This window comes from Actinorhabdospora filicis (assembly GCF_030269765.1).
GTDB classification, from domain to species: domain Bacteria; phylum Actinomycetota; class Actinomycetes; order Mycobacteriales; family Micromonosporaceae; genus Actinorhabdospora; species Actinorhabdospora filicis.
In genome coordinates this window covers 941,330-962,298 of sequence record NZ_BSTX01000002.1, presented here as the reverse complement: position 1 = coordinate 962,298, position 20,969 = coordinate 941,330, and the positions used below count along the sequence as shown (strand labels likewise).

General features: G+C 75.1%; 17 protein-coding genes and 1 pseudogene. 6 read left to right on the top strand and 12 right to left on the bottom strand.

All coding sequences use genetic code 11. From position 1 onward, the window contains the following. Positions 1-21: 21 nt before the first annotated feature. Genes QSK10_RS17265 through QSK10_RS17255 form a run of 3 tightly spaced genes read left to right on the top strand, consistent with a single transcriptional unit; the run spans position 22 to position 4,984 of the window. Complete coding sequence (locus QSK10_RS17265; RefSeq protein WP_285663858.1) at positions 22-1,701, top strand: alpha/beta hydrolase family protein; 1,680 nt, start codon at positions 22-24, stop codon at positions 1,699-1,701. After that, positions 1,698-3,332: an ABC transporter ATP-binding protein gene (locus tag QSK10_RS17260; protein ID WP_285663857.1), complete on the top strand. Its 1,635-nt coding sequence runs from the start codon at positions 1,698-1,700 to the stop codon at positions 3,330-3,332. The genes QSK10_RS17265 and QSK10_RS17260 overlap by 4 nt, the downstream gene beginning before the upstream one ends. Continuing rightward, positions 3,329-4,984, top strand: coding sequence for an ATP-binding cassette domain-containing protein (locus tag QSK10_RS17255; protein WP_285663856.1), 1,656 nt, complete (start codon positions 3,329-3,331; stop codon positions 4,982-4,984). The genes QSK10_RS17260 and QSK10_RS17255 overlap by 4 nt, the downstream gene beginning before the upstream one ends. On the opposite strand, the gene QSK10_RS17250 is transcribed toward QSK10_RS17255, so the two are convergent. The 4 genes from QSK10_RS17250 to QSK10_RS17235 all read right to left on the bottom strand — a co-directional run bounded on the left by QSK10_RS17250 (position 4,972) and on the right by QSK10_RS17235 (position 9,423). Next, positions 4,972-5,436 carry a VOC family protein gene (locus tag QSK10_RS17250; protein WP_285663855.1) on the bottom strand — a complete coding sequence of 155 codons (465 nt, stop codon included), beginning with the start codon at positions 5,434-5,436 and terminating at the stop codon, positions 4,972-4,974. The two genes, QSK10_RS17255 and QSK10_RS17250, sit on opposite strands and share 13 nt — an antisense overlap. Positions 5,437-5,999: 563 nt before the next feature. Then, positions 6,000-7,670 (bottom strand): DUF885 domain-containing protein, encoded by a 1,671-nt coding sequence (locus tag QSK10_RS17245; protein ID WP_285663854.1) that lies wholly within the window; start codon positions 7,668-7,670, stop codon positions 6,000-6,002. Positions 7,671-7,738: 68 nt separating this feature from the next. Continuing rightward, positions 7,739-8,410 carry an ABC transporter ATP-binding protein gene (locus QSK10_RS17240; protein WP_285663853.1) on the bottom strand — a complete coding sequence of 224 codons (672 nt, stop codon included), beginning with the start codon at positions 8,408-8,410 and terminating at the stop codon, positions 7,739-7,741. After that, positions 8,407-9,423 carry an FtsX-like permease family protein gene (locus QSK10_RS17235; protein WP_285663852.1) on the bottom strand — a complete coding sequence of 339 codons (1,017 nt, stop codon included), beginning with the start codon at positions 9,421-9,423 and terminating at the stop codon, positions 8,407-8,409. Before QSK10_RS17235 ends, QSK10_RS17240 begins: the two co-directional genes overlap by 4 nt. A gap of 109 nt (positions 9,424-9,532) precedes the next feature. On the opposite strand from QSK10_RS17235, the gene QSK10_RS17230 reads away from it, so the two are divergent. The 3 genes and pseudogenes from QSK10_RS17230 to QSK10_RS17220 all read left to right on the top strand — a co-directional run. Beyond that, positions 9,533-10,672, top strand: coding sequence for a sensor histidine kinase (locus QSK10_RS17230; protein WP_285663851.1), 1,140 nt, complete (start codon positions 9,533-9,535; stop codon positions 10,670-10,672). After that, positions 10,669-11,289 carry a response regulator gene (locus QSK10_RS17225; RefSeq protein ID WP_285663850.1) on the top strand — a complete coding sequence of 207 codons (621 nt, stop codon included), beginning with the start codon at positions 10,669-10,671 and terminating at the stop codon, positions 11,287-11,289. Before QSK10_RS17230 ends, QSK10_RS17225 begins: the two co-directional genes overlap by 4 nt. Further along, positions 11,286-11,969 (top strand): annotated as a pseudogene (locus QSK10_RS17220) (AfsR/SARP family transcriptional regulator); the annotation flags it as partial. The gene QSK10_RS17225 and the pseudogene QSK10_RS17220, both read left to right, overlap by 4 nt. Positions 11,970-14,351: 2,382 nt before the next feature. Here QSK10_RS17220 and QSK10_RS17215 read toward each other — a convergent pair. The 8 genes from QSK10_RS17215 to egtB form a co-directional block, all read right to left on the bottom strand. Then, positions 14,352-15,125 (bottom strand): ABC transporter permease, encoded by a 774-nt coding sequence (locus QSK10_RS17215; protein WP_285663849.1) that lies wholly within the window; start codon positions 15,123-15,125, stop codon positions 14,352-14,354. Continuing rightward, on the bottom strand, positions 15,122-16,087 hold the full coding sequence (locus QSK10_RS17210) for an ATP-binding cassette domain-containing protein (RefSeq protein WP_285663848.1): 966 nt from the start codon (positions 16,085-16,087) through the stop codon (positions 15,122-15,124). The genes QSK10_RS17215 and QSK10_RS17210 overlap by 4 nt, the downstream gene beginning before the upstream one ends. Before the next feature lie 48 nt (positions 16,088-16,135). Continuing rightward, complete coding sequence (locus QSK10_RS17205; protein ID WP_285663847.1) at positions 16,136-16,402, bottom strand: RDD family protein; 267 nt, start codon at positions 16,400-16,402, stop codon at positions 16,136-16,138. 76 nt (positions 16,403-16,478) lie between these two features. After that, entirely contained in the window at positions 16,479-17,063 is a 585-nt protein-coding gene (locus tag QSK10_RS17200) for an RDD family protein (protein WP_285663846.1), read from the bottom strand. A 153-nt stretch (positions 17,064-17,216) separates the two neighbouring features. Then, entirely contained in the window at positions 17,217-17,807 is a 591-nt protein-coding gene (locus tag QSK10_RS17195) for an RDD family protein (protein ID WP_285663845.1), read from the bottom strand. A 114-nt stretch (positions 17,808-17,921) separates the two neighbouring features. Further along, positions 17,922-18,896, bottom strand: coding sequence for an L-histidine N(alpha)-methyltransferase (gene egtD / locus QSK10_RS17190; protein WP_285663844.1), 975 nt, complete (start codon positions 18,894-18,896; stop codon positions 17,922-17,924). Beyond that, entirely contained in the window at positions 18,893-19,630 is a 738-nt protein-coding gene (gene egtC / locus QSK10_RS17185; RefSeq protein ID WP_285663843.1) for an ergothioneine biosynthesis protein EgtC, read from the bottom strand. The genes egtD and egtC overlap by 4 nt, the downstream gene beginning before the upstream one ends. Before the next feature lie 34 nt (positions 19,631-19,664). Then, on the bottom strand, positions 19,665-20,954 hold the full coding sequence (egtB, locus tag QSK10_RS17180; RefSeq protein WP_285663842.1) for an ergothioneine biosynthesis protein EgtB: 1,290 nt from the start codon (positions 20,952-20,954) through the stop codon (positions 19,665-19,667). Positions 20,955-20,969: the final 15 nt, after the last annotated feature.

Sequence of the window (20,969 nt, the reverse complement as noted above, 5' to 3'; positions counted from 1 at the left end):
CCCCCGCGAAGGAGAACGCGCATGCCCATGGAGTCCACAGTGGAACGGCGGCTGAGCCCGGCGTTCACCGCCGACGGCGAACGCGCCGCGTGCGTCCTCGTCGACGGCGTGGGCCGCGCGGCGGTGGAGGTGACCGAGCTGGACGGGAAGGTCCCGGTGGCGCGGGTGCTGGCGGGGCCGGTGAGCGTGCGCTGCCAGGTGGTCCCGGCACCGGACGGGCGCGCGGTGAGCGTGAGCAGCGCCGATGGCGCGCACCGGCTGTCGCTGCACGATGTGGAGGGCCAAGTGGGGCTCGGGGAGTCGCGGGCTCCGGCGTTACGCGCGGTGCCGAGCCGGGACAGGCGGGTGCTGGCGTGGCTGGTGTCGGGTGACGGGGAGCGTTCGGCGCTGTCGCGGGTGGACGCGCGGACCCTGTCGGTGGCGCCGGTGGCGGTGGTGGAGGGCCGGGTCGCGGGCGCGGTGTGGTGGTGCGGTGACATGGCGGTGATGGAGGTCTTCGCGGGCCGGTCGCGGCGGATCGTGCGCGTGGACGTCCGGACGGGCGCGACGCGGACGGTGCCGACCTCGGGTCCGGTGACGCTGCTGGCGGCGGCGGGCGGTGAGCTGCTGGTGCGGCCGCCGCAGGGGACGGTGACGGGGTGGCTGGGTGCGGACGGGTCGCGGTTGCGGGCCTTGTCGTGTCAGGGGATCCCGAGGGCGCTGGCGGTGGACCCGGCCGGTAAGCGGGTGGCGCTGCGGGTGGACGAGGGGACGCGGTCGCGGCTGCTGATCGCCGAGGCGGGCGCGGCGGAGGTGACCGAGCCGCCGCTGCCGGCGGGGGTGGTGCGCGCGGCGGGCTGGGGGCGGCGGGGACTTCATCTGTTCCGGACCGATCCGGTGACGCCGCCGGGGCTGTCCACGGTGGATCCGGACGCGGGAATGCGCGCGCGTGGCGCGCCGGGAGCGCGGACGGAGGTGTTCGCCGGTCCGGCGGGGCCGATCGAGGCGGTGGTGTACGGGGACCGGTTGCGGGCGCGGCGGCTGGTGGTGGCGCTGCACGGTGGCCCGGAGGCGGCCTGGGATCTGGGCTGGGATCCGCTGTTCGCGCGGCTGTCGGCGGCGGGGGTGGCGGTGGTGGCGCCCAATCAGCGCGGCAGCACCGGTTACGGGGCGGCGCACCGGCGGGCGATCCGGGGCGCGTGGGGTGGCCCGGACCTGGCCGACGTGCTGTGGCTGGGGGCGCAGCTGGCGGCGGTGCGGCCGCGCGCGCAGGCTCCGGCGCTGTTCGGCACGAGCTACGGGGCGTTCCTGGCGCTGCTGGCCGCGGCGGCCGAGCCGGAGCGGTGGTCGCGGTGCGCGGCGGTGGCGCCGTTCCTGTCGGCGCGGCGGCTGCACGCCGACGCCGGCCCGGCGGTGCGGAGCCTGATCGAGCGGCTCGACGGGCGTGAGGACGTCGAGGACGCGCTCGGCCCGCGTGACCTGGTGCGGCTGGCCTCGCGGGTGGTCGCGCCGGTCCTGATCGCGCACGGCACCGATGACGACGTGATCCCGGTGGCGCACTCGCGGACCCTGGCGGGGCTGCTGGGGGCCCGCTACCGGGAGGTGCCCGGCGGTGGGCACGACCTGCTGACCGAGCCGGGCGGGGAGGCGCTGACCGGTGAGGTCGCGGCGTTCCTGAGCGGGCAGGGCTTGAACGGGCAGAGCCTGGAGGGTGGCCGGTGAGGCGGCTGGCGCGGCTGGCCGGGCTGGCGCCGCTGCCCTCGGCGCTGACGCTGGTGTGCCAGGCGGCCGGGCAGGCCGCCGCGATCGCGGTCCCGGCGGTGCTGGCGGTGGTCGTCGACGGCCTGCTGTCGGGCTCTCCGGGGCTGCTGTGGCCCGCCGCGCTGGCGGGGCTGCTGCTGGGGCAGGCCCTCGCCGACGCCGCCGCCGGGGTGGCCTCGGCGGGCGCGAGCAGCCGGGTGACCGCGCGGTTGCGGGGGCGGCTGGCGCGGCACGTGCTGGCCCTGGGTGTCCCCGGCTCGCGGCGGCACGACACCGGCGACCTGGTGGCGCGGCTGGCGGGCAACGCCACGGCGGCGGGCCGGGCGGTCCCGGCGGTCGCGGCGACGCTGCTGGCGGCGGTGACGACGGTGGCGGGCGCGGTGGCGCTGTGGCTGCTGGACTGGCGGCTGGGGGCGGTGTTCCTGGCCGGGACGGTCCCGGCGGTGCTGCTGCTGCGGCGGCTCACCGGTGACATCGGCGCCTCCTACGCGGGCTATCTGGAGCGGCTCGGCGCGATCGCCGGGCGGCTGGCCGAGACCGTCGGCGGGGCGCGCACGGTCCGGGCGAGCGGGACCTCGGCGCATGAGATCGGCCGGATCCTGGAACCGCTGCCGGGCCTGCGGGAGGCGGGGGCGAGCACGTGGGCGGCGCAGCGGGCGATCACCTGGCGGGTGGACCTGCTGATCACGGTGTTCCGGCTGGCGGTGCTGACCACGGCCGGGTTCGGCGTCTGGCGGGGCTGGCTGTCGCCAGGTGGTTTCGTGGCGGCGGCGCTGTACCTGGGGATCGCGATGGGTTTCCTGGACCAGGTGGACAACCTGGTCACCCTGGCCGAGGCGGGCGCCAACGCCGGGCGCGTATCCGAGCTGCTGGACGAGGAGGCGCCGGCGGCGCGGGAGCCGTCCGCAGGGGACGGCCCGGCGACGCTGTCGCTGCGGGGGGTGCGCGTCGAGGGCGTCCTGGACGGCCTCGACCTGGAGATCCCGGCCGGTGCGTGCGTGGCCGTGGTGGGACGCTCCGGCGCGGGCAAGAGCACCCTGGCGCTGCTGGCGGGCGGGCTCCTGGAGCCCGACGCGGGCGAGGTGCTCGTCGGCGGCGCGCCGGTGGCGCGCGGGCAGGTGTCCTACGCCTTCGACCGGCCGGTGCTGCTGGGCGAGACCGTCGCCGACGCCATCGCCTACGGCCGCCCGCACCTCAACGGCGAGGTGGGCGAGGCGGCCCGGGCGGCGCAGGCCGACGCGTTCGTCCGGCGCCTGCCGGAGGGCTACGCCACTCCCCTCGCCGAGGCGCCGCTGTCGGGCGGTGAGCTGCAACGGCTGGGGCTGGCGCGCGCGATCGCGCACGGGGGACGCGTCCTGGTGCTCGACGACGCGACGTCGGGGCTGGACACCGTCACCGAGGCGCGCGTCGCGAGCGCTCTGGACGGGCTGGCCGGACGCACGCGCCTGGTCATCGCGCACCGGGCGGGCACCGCCGCGCGCGCCGATCTGGTGGCCTGGCTCGACGAGGGCCGCATCGCCGCCCTCGGGCGGCACGAGGACCTGTGGCGTGACCATCCCGGGTACCGGGACCTGCTGGGGAGGACCGGATGAACCCGGGTGTGCGGCTCCTGCTCGACCGCCTGCGCGAGGGCCGCGGCTCGCTGGCGCGGCTGGCGGTGTGGTCGGCGGCGGAGTCGCTGCCGACGTTCGTCACGGGCCTGGCCCTGGCGCGCGCGACGGACCGCTTCCTCGCCCGCGACCTGTGGGGCGGGCTGGTGTGGCTGGCGGCGCTGCTGGGGGCGTCCCTGGTGGGCGTGGCGGCCACACGGCGGCTGTTCCCGTACCTGACGGCGGTGGTCGAGCCGGTCCGCGACGCGCTGCTGGAGGCGGCGGTGACCGGCGCGGTCGCGGCGGCGGTGGACGGGTCCGGGCGCGACACCGGGGCCGTGGCGCGGCTGACGGGGCAGGTCCAGTCGGTGCGGAACCTGCTGTTCGCGCTGCTGCGGACCTTGCGGCAGATCGTCTTCACGATCGTGGCCGCGCTGATCGGGCTGGCGCTGCTGGCGCCGCTCATCGCCGCGATCGCCGCCGTGGCGGTGACCGGCGCGCTCGCCGTCTTCGCGCTGCTGCTGCCGGGCCTGGCCCGCCGTCACCGCGCGGTGCTGCTCGCCGGTGAGCGGGTCGCCGCCACCGGCGGCGCGGTCTTCGCCGGTACCCGCGACGTGCTGGCCTGCGACGCGGTGGGCCGCGCCGGGGACGAGATCGCCGCCGTCGCCGAGGACGAGGCGCGGCGGACGCGGTCGCTGGCGCGCGTGTTCGCCGTCCGGCACCTGCTGGTCTTCTGCGGCGGGCAGCTGCCGCTGGCCGCGGTGCTGGTGGCCGCGCCGTGGCTGCTGCGCGACGGGCGTCTCACGCCCGGCGCGGTCGTGGGCGCGGTGACGTACCTGGCGGTCGGCCTGGAACCGGCGGTGCGCAGCGTCATCGCGCTGCTCGGCGGCTGGGGCCTGGACCTCTGGGTGAACCTCACCCGGCTCGGCGAGACCTTCGCCGCGACGCCCGAACCGCCCGGGACGGCACCGGTGGCCACCGGCGACCTGACGGTCTCCGGGCTGCGCTTCGCCTACGGCCCGCACGCCGCGCCGGTCGTCGACGGCCTCGATCTGACCGTCGCCGACGGCGGGCACCTGGCGATCGTCGGCGCCTCCGGGATCGGCAAGTCCACCCTCGCCGACCTGCTCTGCGGGCTGCGCGCCCCCGACGCCGGGACGGTCCGCCTCGGCGGACGCGAGCTCCCCGCCATCCCGGGACTGCGGCGGGCGGTGGCGCTGATCCCTCAGGAGGCCTACGTGCACACCGGGACCCTCCGCGACAACCTCGCCTGGCTCGCGCCGGACGCCACCGACACCGCGCTACTGGCCTCGGCCCGCGCGGTCGGGCTCACCCTCGGCCTCGACGACGAGGTCGGCGGCCTGTCCTCGGGCGAACGCCAGCTCGTCGCCCTCGCCCGCGTGCACGCCTCACCCGCGCGGCTGGTCGTCCTCGACGAGGCGACCTGCCACCTCGACCCGGCCGGCGAGGAGCGCGCCGAGAACGCCTTCGCGCGGCGTCCCGGCACGCTCATCGTCATCGCCCACCGGATCAGCTCGGCCCGGCGGGCGCGGGAAGTGCTGCTGCTCGACGGCGACGCCGTGTCACACGGCGCGCCCGACTCGCTGGCGCGCACCTGCCCCGCCTACGCCGAGCTCGTCCGTCACTGGGCGTAGGCCACGAACTTCCACAGGAAGCCGTCGGGGTCGGTGACGTAACCGAAGTAGCCGCCCCAGGCGGCTTCTTCGACGGCTCGCACGACGGTGGCCCCGGCCTCGATGGCCTTGCCGAGCAGTGCGTCGACCTCGGCGGGGGTGGCGAGGGTGCGGTGGAAGGAGACGCCGGCGAAGCCGGAGCCCTCGGCGGGGACGCCGGCGTCGGCGGCGGCGGCTTCGCGGGGGTAGAGGGCGATGTCGGAGGCCTTGGCGGAGCCTTCGCCGGAGCCCTCGCCGGAGCCCTCGCCGGAGCCCTCGCCGGAACCCTTGCCGAAGCCCAGGAGGACGAAGTGGCCGGCGTCTTTGCGGACTTCGGCGCCGAGGGCGGCGTAGAAGTCGCGGGAGCGGGCGATGTCGGCGACGCCGAGCATGATGGTGGTGGGGGCGATGGGGGGTGTGGGTGTGGTGGTCATGGTGCTCTCCTTTGTGGGGTGTCGCACACATGACCGGTTCGGTGGGGGAAGTGTGACCGGGGTGGGGGGCTTGTTTCCGACGCCTGTTGTGGCTCGTCGTGCTTCTTGTCTATCGCCCCGCGGATCGTCCGTGTTCGATGTATCCACGGCGTTGCGGCTAAGTGAGGGTCGCCGTCTGGCCTGGGCTTTCAGCCCTCGTCCCCGACCAGGACGCTGTCCTGGACCTGGGCCTCTCTCGGGAGGCGTCTCCTCCTCTGGCCGGCTGGAACGACGCTGAACGCAGAACCTGGGGGTGTCAAGACGGAAGAGCGTGTCTTGACACCCCCAGAACCTGCGTCCTGAGAACACGTCTGGCCGACCGACGGAGGATCCACCTCTCCTATCCCGGGTCGCTGTTTTCGCGCGGGCTGGTCTTGGGTTGCCGTCTGTTCTGCGGGCTGCGGGCCGTCTCGGTGCGGCTCAGTTCTGCGGCTTACTGACGGTCTCGTTGCGGCTCAGTTTTGCGGCTCGCTGGCGATCTTCGGCCCGTCTTCGTACCTGTGCCGGTGACCGTCGACATCCTTCTAGCTCGTCGCCGCAGCCCATCGGTCGATCGCGCCGTCCATCGTGTCCAGCGGGATCGAGCCGTGCCCGAGGACCTGGTCGTGGAAGCCCTTCAGGTCGAAGCGGTCGCCCATGGTCTTCTTCGCGCGGTCGCGGGCGGCCTGGATGCGCAGGCGGCCGACCATGTACGCCAGGGCCTGGCCGGGCCAGGCGATGTAGCGGTCGACCTCGTTGACGATGTTGGCCTCGGACAGCGCCGTGTTGTCCAGCATGTACTGGATCGCCTTCTCCCGGGACCAGCCGTAGTAGTGCATGCCGGTGTCGACCACGAGGCGGCAGGCGCGCCAGGCGTCGAAGGAGACCATGCCGAGCTTGGCGAGCTCGTCGGTGTAGAGGCCGAGTTCGTCGGTGAGGCGTTCGGTGTAGAGGCCCCAGCCCTCGGAATGGGCGGTGACGTAGGCGTAGCGGCGGAAATCGGGGAGGCCTGTGAGGGCGACGCCGAGGGCGAGCTGGAGGTGGTGGCCGGGGACGGACTCGTGGAAGGCGAGGCACTCGTATTCGAAGCGGGTGCGCAGGTCGGGGCGGTAGGTGTTGACCACGTGGGCGCCGGGGCGGGAGCCGTCGCCGGAGGGGGCGAGGTAGTAGCCGAGGACGGAGTCGGCGGCTTCGGTGGCGTCCATGGGGCGGACGACGCAGGGGGCGATGTCGTAGGACTTGAAGGCGTCGGGGAGGGCCTCCTCGGCGCGGCGGAGGGCGATGGTGACGGTGTCGACGATCTCCTCGGCGCTGGTGTAGCGCAGGGCGGGGTCGGTGCGCAGGGTGGTGAGGACCTGGGCGGTGCCGGTGGCGCCGAGGGCGCGGCCGCCGCGTTCGGCGAACTCCTCGCGCAGTCCGGCGACGAGGGCGAGGCCGGTCTCGTGGAGTTCCTCGGGGGTCATCTCGGTGGTGGTGTGGCGGCGGACGGCGTCGCGGTAGGCCTCGGCGCCGCCGGGGACGTGGGTGACGCCGACGTGTTCCTGGCCGCGTGCGGTGGGCAGGATCCTCTCGGCGAGGGCGGCGCGGTAGCGGGCGAGGGCGGGCCGGAAGGAGCCCGCGACGATGTCGGCACCGCGTGCGCGCCAGGCCTCGGTGTCGACGCCTTCGGGCCGGGGCCGCAGCATGGGGTCGGTGGCGACGGGGTTGGCGAGGTAGCCGTCGATCTGGGCGATGGTCTGGCGTACGCCGCGCTCGGTGGGGGTGCGTCCCTCGGCGACGGCCTGGAGGTAGCGGCCGGTGAGGCCGTCGAAGTATCCGCCGAGCTTGCCGAGGCGGGTCAGGTAGGCCTCGGCGAGGGCGGGGTCGCCGACGTTGGTCATGGGGACCACCGCGACCATCTCGGCGAGGACGCCGCTGGTGGTGGCGCTGACGGCGATCTCGCCCAGGCCCCCGGCGATGGCCTCGCGGTCGTCGCGGATGGTGCGGGCGAGCATGTCGCGGGTGACACGGTCCTCGCCGTGGAGGGTTTCGGGGTCGATGGCCTCGACGCGGGCGGCGAACCCGGCGAGGCGGGCGTCCCAGGCGGCCGAGCCCTCGCGGGTCGGGTCGGGGACCTCGGCGTCGTATCCGGGTGTGCCCTGCACGGACGCGTAGATCGGCTCGTTCTCGCACCAGGCGGTGTAGTAGTCGGCGGCCAGCTCGGTGATGTTCTCCACCGTCGTGTCTCCCCTCCTCGTGGACGGCGGGAAGGTTACCCGCCGTCCGGGGCGCTCGCCGAGCGCGTTTAAGAGGGGGTCAAGGTACCGTCGCGCATCTCCATGGCGCGGTCGAGGAGATCGAGGTGGCGCAGGTCGTGGGTGACGACGACGGTGGCGGTGCGGCGCTCGCGGGTGGCGTCGCGCAGGAGGGCGATGACGTCGTGGCCGCGTTCGGCGTCCAGCGCCGAGGTCGGCTCGTCGACCAGCAGCAGCGCGGGCTCGCCCATGAGGGCGCGGGCGACGGCGACGCGCTGGCGCTCGCCGCCGGAGAGCCTGCCGGGGCGGCGGTGGGCCTTGGCGGCGAGGCCGACGTAGTCGAGGAGCTCCATCGCGCGGGTCCTGGCGGCGGCCTTGGGGGCGCCGGTGACGTGGGCGACGAGGAGGAGCTGGTCGAGGGCGGTGAGCGCGGCCAGGAGGTTGGCCTGCTGGAAGACGAAGCCGACGCGGTCGCGGCGCAGCCGGTCGCGGTCCTTCTGGCCCAGGCCGGTGACGTCGGTGCCGGCCACGGCGACGGTGCCCGACTCGGCGGTGACGAGGGCGCCGGCCACGGCCAGGAGGCTGGACTTGCCGGAGCCGGAGGGCCCGGTGACGGCCACGATCTCGCCGGGCTCGACGGTGAGGGACACGTCGTCGAGGGCGACGAGGCGGCGGTCGCCGTCGGGGTAGGTGAGGCGGACGTCCTTCATGATCAGGCTCATCGGGCGGCTCCCAGGGCGGTGAGTGGGTCGACGGTGGTGGTGCGGCGCACGCACACGGCCGCGCCGAGCAGGCCGACGCCGACCATCGCGGCGACGGGGACGGCGACGGTGGCGACGTCCAGGACGAAGGGGACGGCTTGCGAGGCGAGCGCGCCGAGCCCGGCGGCCGCGCCGCCGCCGATGGCGGCTCCGGCGAGCAGGACGGCCAGGGCCTGGCCGAGGGCGTCGCGCAGGAGGTAGCCGCGTCCGCCGCCGATGGCGCGGACGACGGCGAGGTCGCCGGCGCGCTGCATGGTCCACACGGTGAAGAAGGCGCCGACGATGAGGACGGACACGCCGAGCAGGAGGACGCGCATGAGGGTGAGGGAGCCCTGTTCGGAGGAGTAGCCGCCGACGGCGGCGTAGGCGGTGTCGCGGTCGGCGGCGACGGTGCCGGGGACGTGGGGTGCGGTGCCGTCGACGAGGACGGCGGAGGCGGTGTCGGTGCGGGCGAGGGCCTGCCAGTCGGTGAAGGTCACGTAGACGACGGGCAGGTGGTTGAAGGTGACGTCGTCGACGATGGCGGTGACGGTGTAGGTGTGCCCGCTCAAGGTGACGGAGTCGCCGATGGAGGCGTTCAGCCCGGCGGTGACGGCGGCCTGTCCGGCGCCGGGGGCGGTGCCGGTCTCGGTGGCGGGGTAGAGGGCGGGGTCGGCGCCCAGGACGGTGACCGCGTCGGTGGTGTCGCCGCTGGTCATGCGGGTGGTGGAGACGCCGATGGGGTCGCCGCCGAGGGCGGTGACGGTGGCGGGCGGGAGCGCGGAGGTGGCGAAGTCGGTCTTCTGCGCGGCGGCCGGTTCCTGGAAGACGAGGTCTCCGGGTGGCAGCGCGGTGACCGCCGAGACGCTGGCGGCGCCGAGGCCGGCGGTGAGTCCGGTGAGCAGGACGACCATGAGGGTCATGAGGGCGATGACGCCGCCGAGCAGCGCGAAGCGCCCTTTGGCGTAGCCGAGTTCTCTCCAGGCGATGAACACCCGGCCAAGCCTGGTTCGCGTCCGGCCGGGCGGCATCGCAAGCGCGATGGGAGCGGGCCTCCAACCAAAGTTGGAGGCCGGGTGGCGCTCGCGCGGCTAGCGTCGGGGGGTGACCAGTCCGTCCACGGCCCGCCCGGTGGCGCTCGCGCTGCTGCGCCGGGCGCAGCACGTCCTGTTCGCCGCGCTGGTCGCGGTGGGGGCGGTGCGCGCGGTCGCGGCGGGGCGGCACGCGGCGTGGTGCGTGGTGGGCGCGCTGCTGCTGGCGGCCTGGTACGGGCTGGGTGTGGTGCTGGCGCGGCGTTCGGGTGACCGGACGGTGGCGGCGGTGTGGCTGGTGGTGCTGACGGCGGGCTGGGCCGGGCTGTCGCTGCTGTCGGCGGATTTCGCGTGGGTGGTCTTCCCGCTGTTCCTGTTGTTCCTTCAGCTGCTGCCGCTGCGGGTCGCGCTGGTGTGCGTGGCGGGGCTGACGGCGGTGACGGTGGTGGTCTTCGCGTGGCAGCGGGGGCGGGTGGACGTCGCGGCGGTGCTGGGGCCGGTGATCGGCGCGGCGGTGGCGGTGGTGATCACGGTGGTGTACCGGGATCTGCGTGAGCAGAGCCTGGAGCTGGCCGCCGCGCGCGACCGGCTGGCGGCCACCGAGCGGCGCGCGGGTGTGCTGGCCGAGCGGGAGCGCCTGGCCCGGGAGATCCATGACACGGTGGGGCAGTCGCTGTCGGGGATCATCATGCTGCTGCGCTCGGGGCGTCCGGGGGCGGTGGAGACCGCGGTGGGTGCCGCGCGGGTGGCGCTGGAGGACACCCGCCGCCTGGTGCGGGCGCTGACCCCGGCCGAGCTGGACGGCGCGTCGCTGCCCAAGGCACTGGAGGGGCTGGTCGCCGAGGCCCGTGACTACGGCCTGGACGCCACGCTGGTGGTGGACGGTGAGCCGCCGCGCCTGCCGACTCCGGCGGCGGTGGCGCTGCTGCGGGCGGCGCAGAGCGCGGTGGCCAATGTGCGGCAGCACGCGGGGGCCACGCGGGTGGCGGTGACGCTGACGGTGCAGCCCGAGGCGGTCAGCGTCGATGTCGCCGATGACGGGAAGGGCTTCGATCCCGCCGACCCCTCCCCCGCGCCGACGTCCGGGACGGGCCTGGGGCTGGCGGCGATGCGCGACCGGCTCGCCGAGGTCGGCGGGCGGCTGATCGTGGAGTCGCGGCCGGGTTCGGGGACCGCGGTCAACGCGACCGTGCCCAGGCAGGAGGAGCCGTGAGCGTCCGCGTTCTCATCGTCGATGATCACCCGATCGTGCGGCAGGGTCTGCGCGCCGCCCTGGAGGACGGCGGGCTGAGCGTGGTCGCCGATGTCGGCACCGGCGAGCGCGCGCTGGAGCTCGTGCCGGAGTTGCGTCCCGATGTGGTGGTGATGGATCTGCAGCTGGGCGCGGGCCTGGACGGGGCGGAGACGACGCGGCTGCTGCGGGCGCTGCCGGAGCCGCCGCGGGTGCTGGTGCTGACCACCTATGACTCCGAGGCCGATATCTTGCGTGCGATCGAGGCGGGGGCGACGGGTTATCTGCTGAAGGACGCCGAGCCGGGTGAGCTGCGGGCGGCGATCGCGACGGCCGCGCGGGGTGAGACGGTGCTGGCGCCGTCGGTGGCGACGCGGCTGGTGTCGCGGGTGCGGGCGCCGGCGCGGACGCTGACCGCGCGGGAGACGCAGGTGCTGCGAATGGTCGCCGAGGGGGCCAGTAACGCCGCGATCGCGCGGGAGCTGTTCATCACCGAGGCGACGGTGAAGTCGCATCTGGTGCAGGTCTTCGCCAAGCTGGGGGTGGACAACCGGACGGCGGCCACCGCCGAGGCGCGCAGGCGCGGCGTCATAAGGTGAGTCCCGTGCGCATCGGGGTGCTCGGGCCGCTGGAGGCGCGCGGTGAGGACGGCGTGCCGGTGGCGGTGGGCGGTGCCCGGCCGCGCGCGTTGCTGACGTATCTGGCGTGGCGGGCGCCGCGGGCGGTGCCGTCGGCGACGCTGATCGGGCTGTTGTGGGAGGAGCCGCCGGCCAATCCCGCCAACGCGTTGCAGGCGCTGGTCTCGCGGCTGCGCCGGTCGCTGGGGGCGGGGGTGCTTCCGGCGGCCGAGAACGGGTACCGGCTGGCCGCCGATACCGATCTGGCCGCCTTCGGGCGGCTGCTGGCCACCGCGCGGGAGGCGGGTGACCGCGCCGGGGTTCTGGGTGAGGCGCTGTCGCTGTGGCGGGGTGAGGCGCTGGCCGATCTCGACGAGCGGGTGGCGGGGCCGGAGCGGGCGCGGCTGGCGGAGCTGCGGCTGTCCACGGTGGAGGATTACGCGCACGCGTGCCTGGACGCCGGGCGCGCGGGTGAGGTGGCGGCGCTGCTGGCCGCCGAGGCCGCCGCGCATCCGCGGCGGGAGACGCTGCGGGCGCTGCACGTGCGCGTCCTGCACGCCCTGGGCCGTTCCGCCGAGGCGCTGACCGCGTTCGAGGACGCCCGCGCGGCCCTCGCGGAGGACCTCGGCGCCGCGCCGGGTCCGCAGCTGTCGGCGGCGCACCTGGCGGTGCTGCGGGCGCCGGAGTCGCCGGGTGATCCGCGCGGGAACCTGCCGCTGCCGCTGACGGGGCTCGTCGGCCGCGAGGACGACCTGGCCGCGATCGCGGGGCTGCTGGAGCGCGACCGGCTGGTCACGCTGCTGGGGCCGGGCGGGGTGGGCAAGACCCGGCTGGCGCTGGAGGCCGGGCGCGGGGTGGCGGTGCCGGGCGGGGTGTGGCTGGCCGAGCTGGCGCCGGTCGCCGAGGCGGGCGAGGTCGGGCGGGCGGTGGCGCGCGTGCTGTCGGTGCGCGACCCGCGCTCCCCCGTCCTGGGCGCCGATCCGGTGCCGGTGGCCGAGCGCGTCGCGCGCGCCATCGGCGACCGGCGCACGCTGCTGATCCTGGACAACTGCGAGCACGTCATCGGCGCCGCGGCCGCGCTGGCCGAGCGGCTGCTGACCTCCTGCCCGCGGCTGACGGTGCTGGCCACAAGCCGGGAGCCCCTGTCGGTCACCGGGGAGGCGCTGTACCCGGTGGCGGGCCTGCCCGGGGCCGACGCCGTGCGGTTGCTGCGGGAGCGCGCGCGGGCCGCCGCGCCCGCCGCCGTCCTGGACGACGCCGCGGCGGCGGCGGTGGTCGCGCGCCTGGACGGGCTGCCGCTGGCGGTGGAGCTGGCCGCCGCGCGGCTGCGCTGGCTGCCGCCGGGTGAGCTCGCCGCGCGCCTGGACGACCGTTTCGCGCTGCTGACCGGGGGCAGCCGTACCGCGCTGCCGCGCCATCGGACGCTGCGGGCGGTGGTGGAGTGGAGCTGGGATCTGCTCACCGACGCCGAGAAGGACTTCGCCGCGCGCCTGTCGGTCTTCGCCGGTACCGCCGATCTCGCCGCGGTCGAGGGGGTGTGCGGTGAGTACGGGCTGGAGACGCTGCCGTCGCTGGTGGACAAGTCCTTCGTGGTCGCCGTGCCCGGCGGGTACCGGATGCTGGACACCATCCGCGCCTTCGCCGCCGACCGGGCCCGCGACCACTCCGTGCGCGTCTATGACCGGTACCGGGACCGGCACGCCGCCCATTACCTGGAGCTGTCGGCGCACGAGCCGGGTGATCTGGTGTCGCTGGCGCGGTTCGCGCGCGCCCACGAGGACCTGCTGGCGGCGCTGACCCGGCTCATCGAAGCCGGGGACGCGGTGGGCGCGCTGCGGTTGTGCGCGGGTCTGTGCCGCCGGTGGTGGGCGCTGAACCAGCGGGAGGAGGCGATGGTGTGGTCGCGGCGGGCGCTGGCGCTGGCCGACGCGCCGCCGCCGGGCGCGGCCGGTCCGTACGCGATGTGCGTGTTCTCCTCCGGCCTGGCCGGGTGGGCGCCGGAGTTCGCCGACACCGCGGCGGTGGGCGAGGCGGCGGCGCGGATGAGCGCCCTCGTGGACGCCGCCGAGGCGGAGGGCAGCGCGTTCGTGGCGGTGCAGGTCATCGCCGCCGCGCTGCACATGCTGGCCGGTGAGCCCGGCGCGGCCCGCGCGCGCCTGGACCGCTACGCCGGTGGGGACGACCCGTGGCTGGCGGCGGCCGCGCTGATGATGCGCGCCCAGTTCGCGTGGCGCGGTGAGGACCGGGGCGCGGCCGCCGCCGACCTGGAGGGGGCGCTGGGGCTCGCGCGGGGCCTCGGGGACCATTTCAGCGTGGTCAAGGCCGCGCTGAGCCTGGCCGGGCTGCGGCTGCTGGACGGCGACCGTCCGCGGGTGGCCGCGCTGCTCGGCGAGGTCACCGGGGCCCTCGACGCGCTGACGGCGTTCCCGGAGTCGGCCGATCTGCGGCTGCGGCTGGCGGGCCTGCGCCTCGACCTCGGCGAGACCGCCGGGGCCCTGGCGCAGCTGGAGGCCGCCGAGCGGCTCCTCGACGACACCCTGGGGCCCGACACCCACACCCACGCGCGGATCGTGCGCGCCGGGATCCTGCGCGCCCGGGGCGAGTTCGCCGCCTCGGCGGCGCTGTACCGCTCGGTGCTGGGGCGGCTGGCCGGTACCCCGCCGGACCCGCAGCCCCTCGCCTGCCTGGCGCGCACGGGGCTGGGGCGGGCGCTGGTGGCGATGGGCGATGTCGCGGGCGGTCTGGCCGAGCACGCCCGGGCGCTGCGGTACCTGAACACGCATCCGGCGGCGCGGCTGCGGGTGATCCCGGTGATCGCCGACGGGGTGGGCCTGGCGGCGCTCGCCGCGGGCGACGAGGCGTCAGCGGTGCGGCTGTTCGGGGTCGCGGCGGGCCTGGACGGGGGCGCGCATCACGACCGGGACGTCGCGGGGGTCCTGCCGGGGCTGCTGCCGCGCCTGGGGGCGGCGTTCGCGGCGGGCCGGGCGGCCGTCCCGCCCGATCCGATGGGGCTGGACGGGGCGGGCGCGGCGGCGCTGCTGGGGCTAGATCCGGCGCTTGTAGGCGGTGACGGCCAGTGGGGCGGCGACGGCGGCGATCACCGCGCCCCAGATGGCGGTGGCGAGCAGGTGCCCGCCGAGGCCGGTGGCGTAGTCGCCGCCGATGAGCAGTCCGCGGATGACCGAGACCAGGTGTGAGACCGGGTTGATCTCCAGCCAGCCGCGCATCCAGCCGGGCGCGTACTCGGGGTTCATGTAGGCGTTGCTGCCCATGGCCAGCGGGAGCATGACGGCGGTGATGAGGACCTGGATCCCGGCGGGGTTCTTGGCGATGAGCCCGACCCAGGCCGAGACGCAGCCGACGCACATGGCGAAGCCGAGCAGGACGAGTAGCGCCAGGAGGGCCTGCGCGGGTCCCGTGGCGACGCGGAAGCCCACGACGTAGCCCATGCCGAGGGCGGCGACGGCGGAGATGGCCAGCGCGACGGTGTCGGCCAGGACGCGGCCGAGCAGTGGCGCGGTACGCGAGATCGGCAGGCCGCGGACGCGGTCGAAGACGCCGTTGGTGAGGTCGGTGTGCAGCATCATGCCGGTGCGGCCGGTGCCCATGAGGGTGACCTGGGCCAGGACGCCGGGCAGGGCGTAGAGGACGACTCCGGCGCGGTCGCCGTCGTTGTTGGCGCCGCCGAAGAGGTACACGAACACCAGGATCATGATCAGCGGCTGCATGAGCAGGCCGATGATCTGGCCGGGTGAGTTGCGCATGGGGACCAGGCCGCGCCAGGTGAGGGTCAGGCCCTGGGTGAGGAGGTTGTTCACGCGAGGGCTCCTTCGGCGTGGGCGGTGTGGCCGGTGATGGACAGGAACACGTCGTCGAGGCTGGGGCGGCGCAGGGCGAGCTCGCCGACGAGGATCCCGGCGTCGTCGAGGCGGCGCAGGGCCGCCGGTGGCAGGTGCGGGTCGTGGACGCCGACGCTCAGCAGCCCGCCGTTTTCCTCGGGTTCGGCGCCGGTGAGGTCGCGCAGGACGGCGACGGCGTCGGTGAGGCGGCCGGGGTCGAGGGGGCGGACCTCCAGGCGCTGGCCGCCGACGGCGGCCTTGAGCTCGTCGGGGGTGCCGGAGGCGACGACGCGGCCGTGGTCGATGACGGCGATGGTGTCGGCGAGCTGGTCGGCCTCGTCGAGGTACTGGGTGGTGAGCAGGACGGTGACGCCGTCGGCGACGTGTTCGCGGATCACCGTCCACAGGTCGTTGCGGGCGTGGGGGTCGAGGCCGGTGGTGGGCTCGTCGAGGAACAGAAAGCGGGGGCGGCCGATGAGGCTGACGGCGAGGTCGAGGCGGCGGCGCATGCCGCCGGAGTAGCCCTTGGCGCGGCGTCCGGCGGCCTCGGTGATGCCGAAGCGGTCGAGGAGGTCGCGGGCGCGGCGGCGGGTCTCGGCGCGGGTGAGGCCGAGGAGGCGGCCGACGAGGACGAGGTTCTGCTCGCCGGTGAGGTCTTCGTCGACGGAGGCGTACTGGCCGGTGAGGCCGATGAGTTCGCGGACCTTGTGGCCGTCGGTGGTGACGTCGTGGCCGTCGACGCGGGCGGTGCCGGCGTCGGGTCGCAGGAGGGTGGCCAGGATCCGCACGGCGGTGGTCTTCCCGGCGCCGTTGGGGCCAAGGACGCCCAGGACGGTGCCGGTGCGGGCGGTGAGGCCGGCGCCGTCGAGGGCGGTCTTGTCGCCGAAGCGTTTGACGAGGCCGTGGGCCTCGATGGCGTAGTGGTCGCTGGTGCTGAACATGCTCCGAGCCTCGCGCCGGGTGCTGACACGAGGCTGACGGAGCGGGTGTCAGCCGAGGACGGCGAGGGCGTCGCCGTGCCTGCGGGCGCGGTCGGCGATGACGATGGTGCGGGCGGCCTTGTCGTGGAGGGTCTGGCGGTTGGGTTTGTCCCAGAGGCAGAACAGCGGGTCGATGTCGCCGGAGCGGACCAGGAGCGAGAGCGGCAGGACGAGCGCGGTGAGGATCGCGCCGTCGATGAGGCGGGCCAGGAGGCGGACGCCCAGGGGCGCGAGCGGCACGGCGGGGGTTTTGGGCGCGCGGAAGCGCTTGGCCATGTGCGGCGGTCTTTCGGGGTGTGGGCTTTGGGCGAAAGGGGCGTCACGCCGCGTGGGCACGCGGCGTGACGGGACTTTACCGGTACGGCGTGTAGCCAGGTGGGAGGGGTGGCGGGAGCTTGATCACGGAGGTCCGGCCGCAGATGTCGTGCAGGGTCTGGCGGCGGGCGCCGAAGATCGACAGGACGTCGGCGAGGGCTACGCAGTTGATGATCCCGAAGAGGCCGGCGACGCCGGCCCGGGCCAGCATCCGCCCGCCGGTGGGCGGGCGCCAGTCCTCGGCGCGCACGATCCGCAGGCGCAGGACGCGTTTGCCGACGGTCGCCTCCCAGCGGGTGGTCATGAGGATCTGGTAGGCCACCTGGGCGAGCATGACGATGGCGCTGATGAGGGCGAGGCCGAGGTAGTAGCGGCCGTAGAAGGCGTCGGAGAGGTCGGCGTGCTCACCGGACAGGATCCGCTGCTGCACGTCCTGCTGGTGGCGGGCCCGGTCGGCGGTGTTCATCAGCCACAGTGGAATGGTGATGACGCTGGTGAGGCCCCCGACGATGAGGTTGTCGAGTAAGTGGGCGGCGAGGCGCTCCCAGGGGGAGGCGAGGGTGACGGGCATGGGCGCGGGCGCGCGCATGGGCACGGCGAAGCCGCCGGCGGGCATGGACATGACGTTCCTCTCGGGCAAGAAGAGGGGGACGTGATCTCGGGCTGACGGGCATGGGTGCACTGGGGCTGAGAGAACCATAGGTGAGGTCCGGTGGGAACCCCAATGTCCACAAGGGCGGCGGGAAGGGCAGGCGGGGCTGCCCGGGAGGGCTGCTCAGTGCCCGGGATAGGGGGCGTACACCGGCTGTGGTGGGGGGAGCTTGACGACGACGGTGCGGGCGACCTTGTCGTGGAGGGCCTGCTTGTCGGGGTTGAGGAACACCCACAGTGGATCGAGCCAGTTGACGCAGGGCACCAGGCCGAGCACGACGGTGAAGCCGCTGCGGGCGGCCATGCGGCCCCAGCCGGGGGTGGCGCCGTCCTCGCGCTGGATGATCTTCAGGCGCAGGACGCGTTTGCCGACGGTGGCGCCCCACTTGACGGTGAGGATCGTGTCGTAGGCCATCGTGGCCAGCGCGCTCAGGACGAAGACCGCCGCCCACATGAGCAGCAGGCTCGGCGGGAAGGCGTCGCCGAAGCCGAGGTGCTCGCCCGCGGCCAGCCGCCGCCGGCTCTCCTCGCTCTGGTCCAGCACGTCGAGCATGAAGAGGATCATCAGGGGCACGGCCACGACGCTGACGGCGCTGCCGACGATGAGCTGGTCGATCATCTTGGCGCCCAGGCGCTCCCAGGGCGAGGCGAGGTACGGCACCGGCTGGGCCGTCTCGCGGGGCGGGGCGGTGAATCCGCCGGTGGGGACCGACATGGCGTCTCCTGGGGGCACGGGAGGTGCGGGCGACGGAAGCGTACTCCCACTGCCAAGACGATGGCCTCGTCGCGGAGCCGGGCGGACGGCGCTCTCGCCGCCCGCCCGGTGCCCTCAGTCGGCCAGCGCCAGGGCCAGGGCGAAGCGCCCGGCCGCGTCGGTCCACCAGCGGCCGACGGTGAAACCGGCGGCGGCCAGCTCGCCGGTGAGGCCCTCGCGGCGGAACTTCGCCGAGATCTCGGTGCGCAGGTCCTCGTCCTTGGCGAAGGACACCGTCAGGCCCACCCCGGGTATCGCCACGTCCTGGGCGTAGCGGGAGCGCAGGCGCATCTCGATCCACTCGCGCTCGGCGTCCCAGACCGCGACGTGGTCGAAGGCCGCCGGGTCGAAGTCGGCGCCGAGGCGGTGGTTGAGGACGCGCAGGACGTTGCGGTTGAACTCCGCGGTCACCCCGGTGGCGTCGTCGTAGGCGGCGACGAGGGTGGCGGGGTCCTTGACGAGGTCGGCGCCCAGGAGCAGGGCCTCCCCCGGTTCCAGGACCGCGCGGACCGAGGACAGGAACGCCGCGCGCTCGCCGGGGTCGAGGTTGCCGATCGTGCCGCCCAGGAACGCGATCAGCCGCCCGGGGCCCATGGGGAGGTGCTGGAGGTGGCGGGTGAAGTCGCCGACGATGCCGTGCACCTCCAGTCCGGGGTAGCGCCCGGCGATGCGGGTGGCGGCCTCGCGCAGCGCGCCGCCGGAGACGTCGAGGGGGACGAAGCGGGCGAGGCTGCCGTGGGCGCGCAGGGCGTCCAGGAGCAGCAGGGTCTTCTCCGAGGAGCCCGAGCCCAGTTCCACCAGGGTCTTGGCGTCGCCGGCGGCGGCGATGGCGGGGGCCCGCGCGGTGAGGATCTCGCGTTCGGCGCGGGTCGGGTAGTACTCGGGCAGGCGGGTGATCTCCTCGAAGAGCGCGCTGCCCGCGTCGTCGTAGAACCATTTGGGCGGCAGCCACTTCGGCGTCGCGCCCAGCCCGGCCAGGACGTCGCCGCGCATCTGCGCGGCGATGTCGCCGGGGACGAGATGCTCCTCGATCTCCACGTCGGCGGTCATGCGAGAGCCTCCACTGTGTACATGGACATGTCGGCGGCGACGAGCCGCCCGTCCGGGACGGCGGTCCAGTCGCCGCGCCGGCCGTGCGGTTCCGAGGCGAGCATGACGACGCCGCCCCGGTGCAGGATGGACAGTGAGTGACCGGCGGTCGTCGCCCAGACGCCGGTCCCGTCGGTGAGCAGCAGGTTGAGCCGGGAGCCGGGCGCGGCGGCCAGGACCTCGGCGGTGAGGGAGCCCAGGGCCTCCCCCGGCGGGATCCCCTTGCGCAGCCGGTCGCGCAGCAGCACCCACAGCAGCGCCGAGTCGGTCGGCGCGTCGATGGTGTACAGGTCGACCGGCGGGATCCCGGCGGCCAGCCCGGCGAGGCTGCCGGGCCAGCCGGTGACGCGCCCGTTGTGGCTGAACAGCCAGGTGTCGTCGCCGAAGGGCGCGCAGGCGGTCTCCACCACCGGCATCCCGACGGTGGCCGAGCGGATGGCGGCCATGAACGCGCAGGCGACCGTGGTGTCGGCCAGCGCGGCCAGGCCGGTGTCGCTCCACATCGGGCACGGGCGCCGGTACCGGACGGCGCGTCCCTGGTGGTACCAGCCGATCCCGAAGCCGTCGGCGTTGATGGTGCCGCCGCCGCGCATGTCGGCGGGCGCCCAGGACTGGCGCAGTAAAGAGTGCTCGGGCTCCAGCAGGACCCTCGCCAGGCTGACGCGCGGCCCGAGGTAGGCGAGATGACGGCACATCAGGCGGCGTCCCCCTTCACGTCCCGACGGCTCCTCACTCGCCCTCCCGGGCGTCTCGCGCGCAGCGGAAACCGGCGAAGATCTGCCGGCGTACGGGCAGGTCCCAGTTGCGGAAGGTGCCGCGGCAGGCGACCGCGTCGGTGCCGAAGGAGCCGCCGCGCAGGACCTTGTACTCGGTGCCGAAGAAGACCTCGGAGTACTCGCGGTAGGGGAAGGCGGCGAAGCCGGGGTAGCCGTGGAAGTCGCTGCTGGTCCACTCCCACACGTCGCCGATGAGCTGGTGCACGCCCAGCGGCGACGCGCCCGCCGGGTACGCGCCGACCGGGGCGGGCCGCAGGTGCCGCTGGCCGAGGTTGGCGTGCGCCTCGCCGGGATCGGCGTCGCCCCAGGGGTAGCGGCGCGAGCGGCCGGTCTCCGGGTCGTGGCGGGCGGCCTTCTCCCACTCGGCCTCGGTGGGCAGGCGGCGGCCCGCCCAGGCGGCGTAGGCGGCGGCCTCGTGGTAGCAGACGTGCACGACGGGCGCGGCGGGGTCGATCGGGGCGCGGACCCCGAAGTGGGTACAGGTGCCGTCGCCGTGCCAGTGCATCGGCCGCACCAGTCCCTTGTGGACGCGGTGGTGCCAGCCCTCCGGGCTCCACCAGCGCGGGTCGAGGTAGCCGCCGTCGTCGATGAACACCGCGTACTGGGCGTTGGTCACCGGCGCGGTGTCGATGTGGAACGACGCCACGTCCACCTCGTGCGCGGGCCGCTCGTTGTCCAGGGCCCACGGCTCGGCGCTGGTGCCCATCGTGAACGGCCCGCCGGGCACCAGGACCTCGCGCCCGACGTCGGCGATGGACGGTGGCGGCGGTGGCGCGGTCAGCGCCGGGTCGCCCTCGCGCAGCTGATGGGTGGCCAGCATCGTCTCGTCGTGCTGCTGCTCGTGCTGGGCGATCATGCCGAAGGCGAAGCCGCCGTCCACGAGGCGCGCGCCCTCCAGGGGCACGGTGTCGAGGATGTCGAGGACCTTGTCGCGCACGGTCCGCACGTACGCGCGGGCCTCGCCGGGTCCCAGCAGCGGCAGGGACGGGCGGGTGGCGCGCGGGTGCTTGAAGGCGTCGTAGAGGCGGTCGATGTCGTCGCGGACCGGCTCACGCCGCCCCACGTCGCGGACCAGCCAGAGTTCCTCCTGGTTGCCGATGTGCGCCAGGTCCCACACGAGCGGGGACATCAGGGGAGAGTGCTGTCGGGTCAGATCGTCGTCGCCGACGTCGGTCAGAATCGTGCTCCGCGCCCTGGCGCGGAGCAGGTCGGCGGCCGCGCGGGCGCGCGCATCCGTGGACACGGCTCCACCTCCGTG

Excerpts from the sequence above, each read along its gene's own strand:
- QSK10_RS17265 (WP_285663858.1), top strand. The coding sequence starts at position 22 with ATGCCCATGGAGTCCACAGTGGAACGGCGGCTGAGCCCGGCGTTCACC.
- QSK10_RS17255 (WP_285663856.1), top strand. The coding sequence starts at position 3,329 with ATGAACCCGGGTGTGCGGCTCCTGCTCGACCGCCTGCGCGAGGGCCGC.
- QSK10_RS17250 (WP_285663855.1), bottom strand. The coding sequence starts at position 5,436 with ATGACCACCACACCCACACCCCCCATCGCCCCCACCACCATCATGCTC.
- QSK10_RS17240 (WP_285663853.1), bottom strand. The coding sequence starts at position 8,410 with ATGAGCCTGATCATGAAGGACGTCCGCCTCACCTACCCCGACGGCGAC.
- QSK10_RS17210 (WP_285663848.1), bottom strand. The coding sequence starts at position 16,087 with ATGTTCAGCACCAGCGACCACTACGCCATCGAGGCCCACGGCCTCGTC.
- QSK10_RS17205 (WP_285663847.1), bottom strand. The coding sequence starts at position 16,402 with ATGGCCAAGCGCTTCCGCGCGCCCAAAACCCCCGCCGTGCCGCTCGCG.
- QSK10_RS17200 (WP_285663846.1), bottom strand. The coding sequence starts at position 17,063 with ATGTCCATGCCCGCCGGCGGCTTCGCCGTGCCCATGCGCGCGCCCGCG.
- QSK10_RS17195 (WP_285663845.1), bottom strand. The coding sequence starts at position 17,807 with ATGTCGGTCCCCACCGGCGGATTCACCGCCCCGCCCCGCGAGACGGCC.
- egtD (WP_285663844.1), bottom strand. The coding sequence starts at position 18,896 with ATGACCGCCGACGTGGAGATCGAGGAGCATCTCGTCCCCGGCGACATC.
- egtC (WP_285663843.1), bottom strand. The coding sequence starts at position 19,630 with ATGTGCCGTCATCTCGCCTACCTCGGGCCGCGCGTCAGCCTGGCGAGG.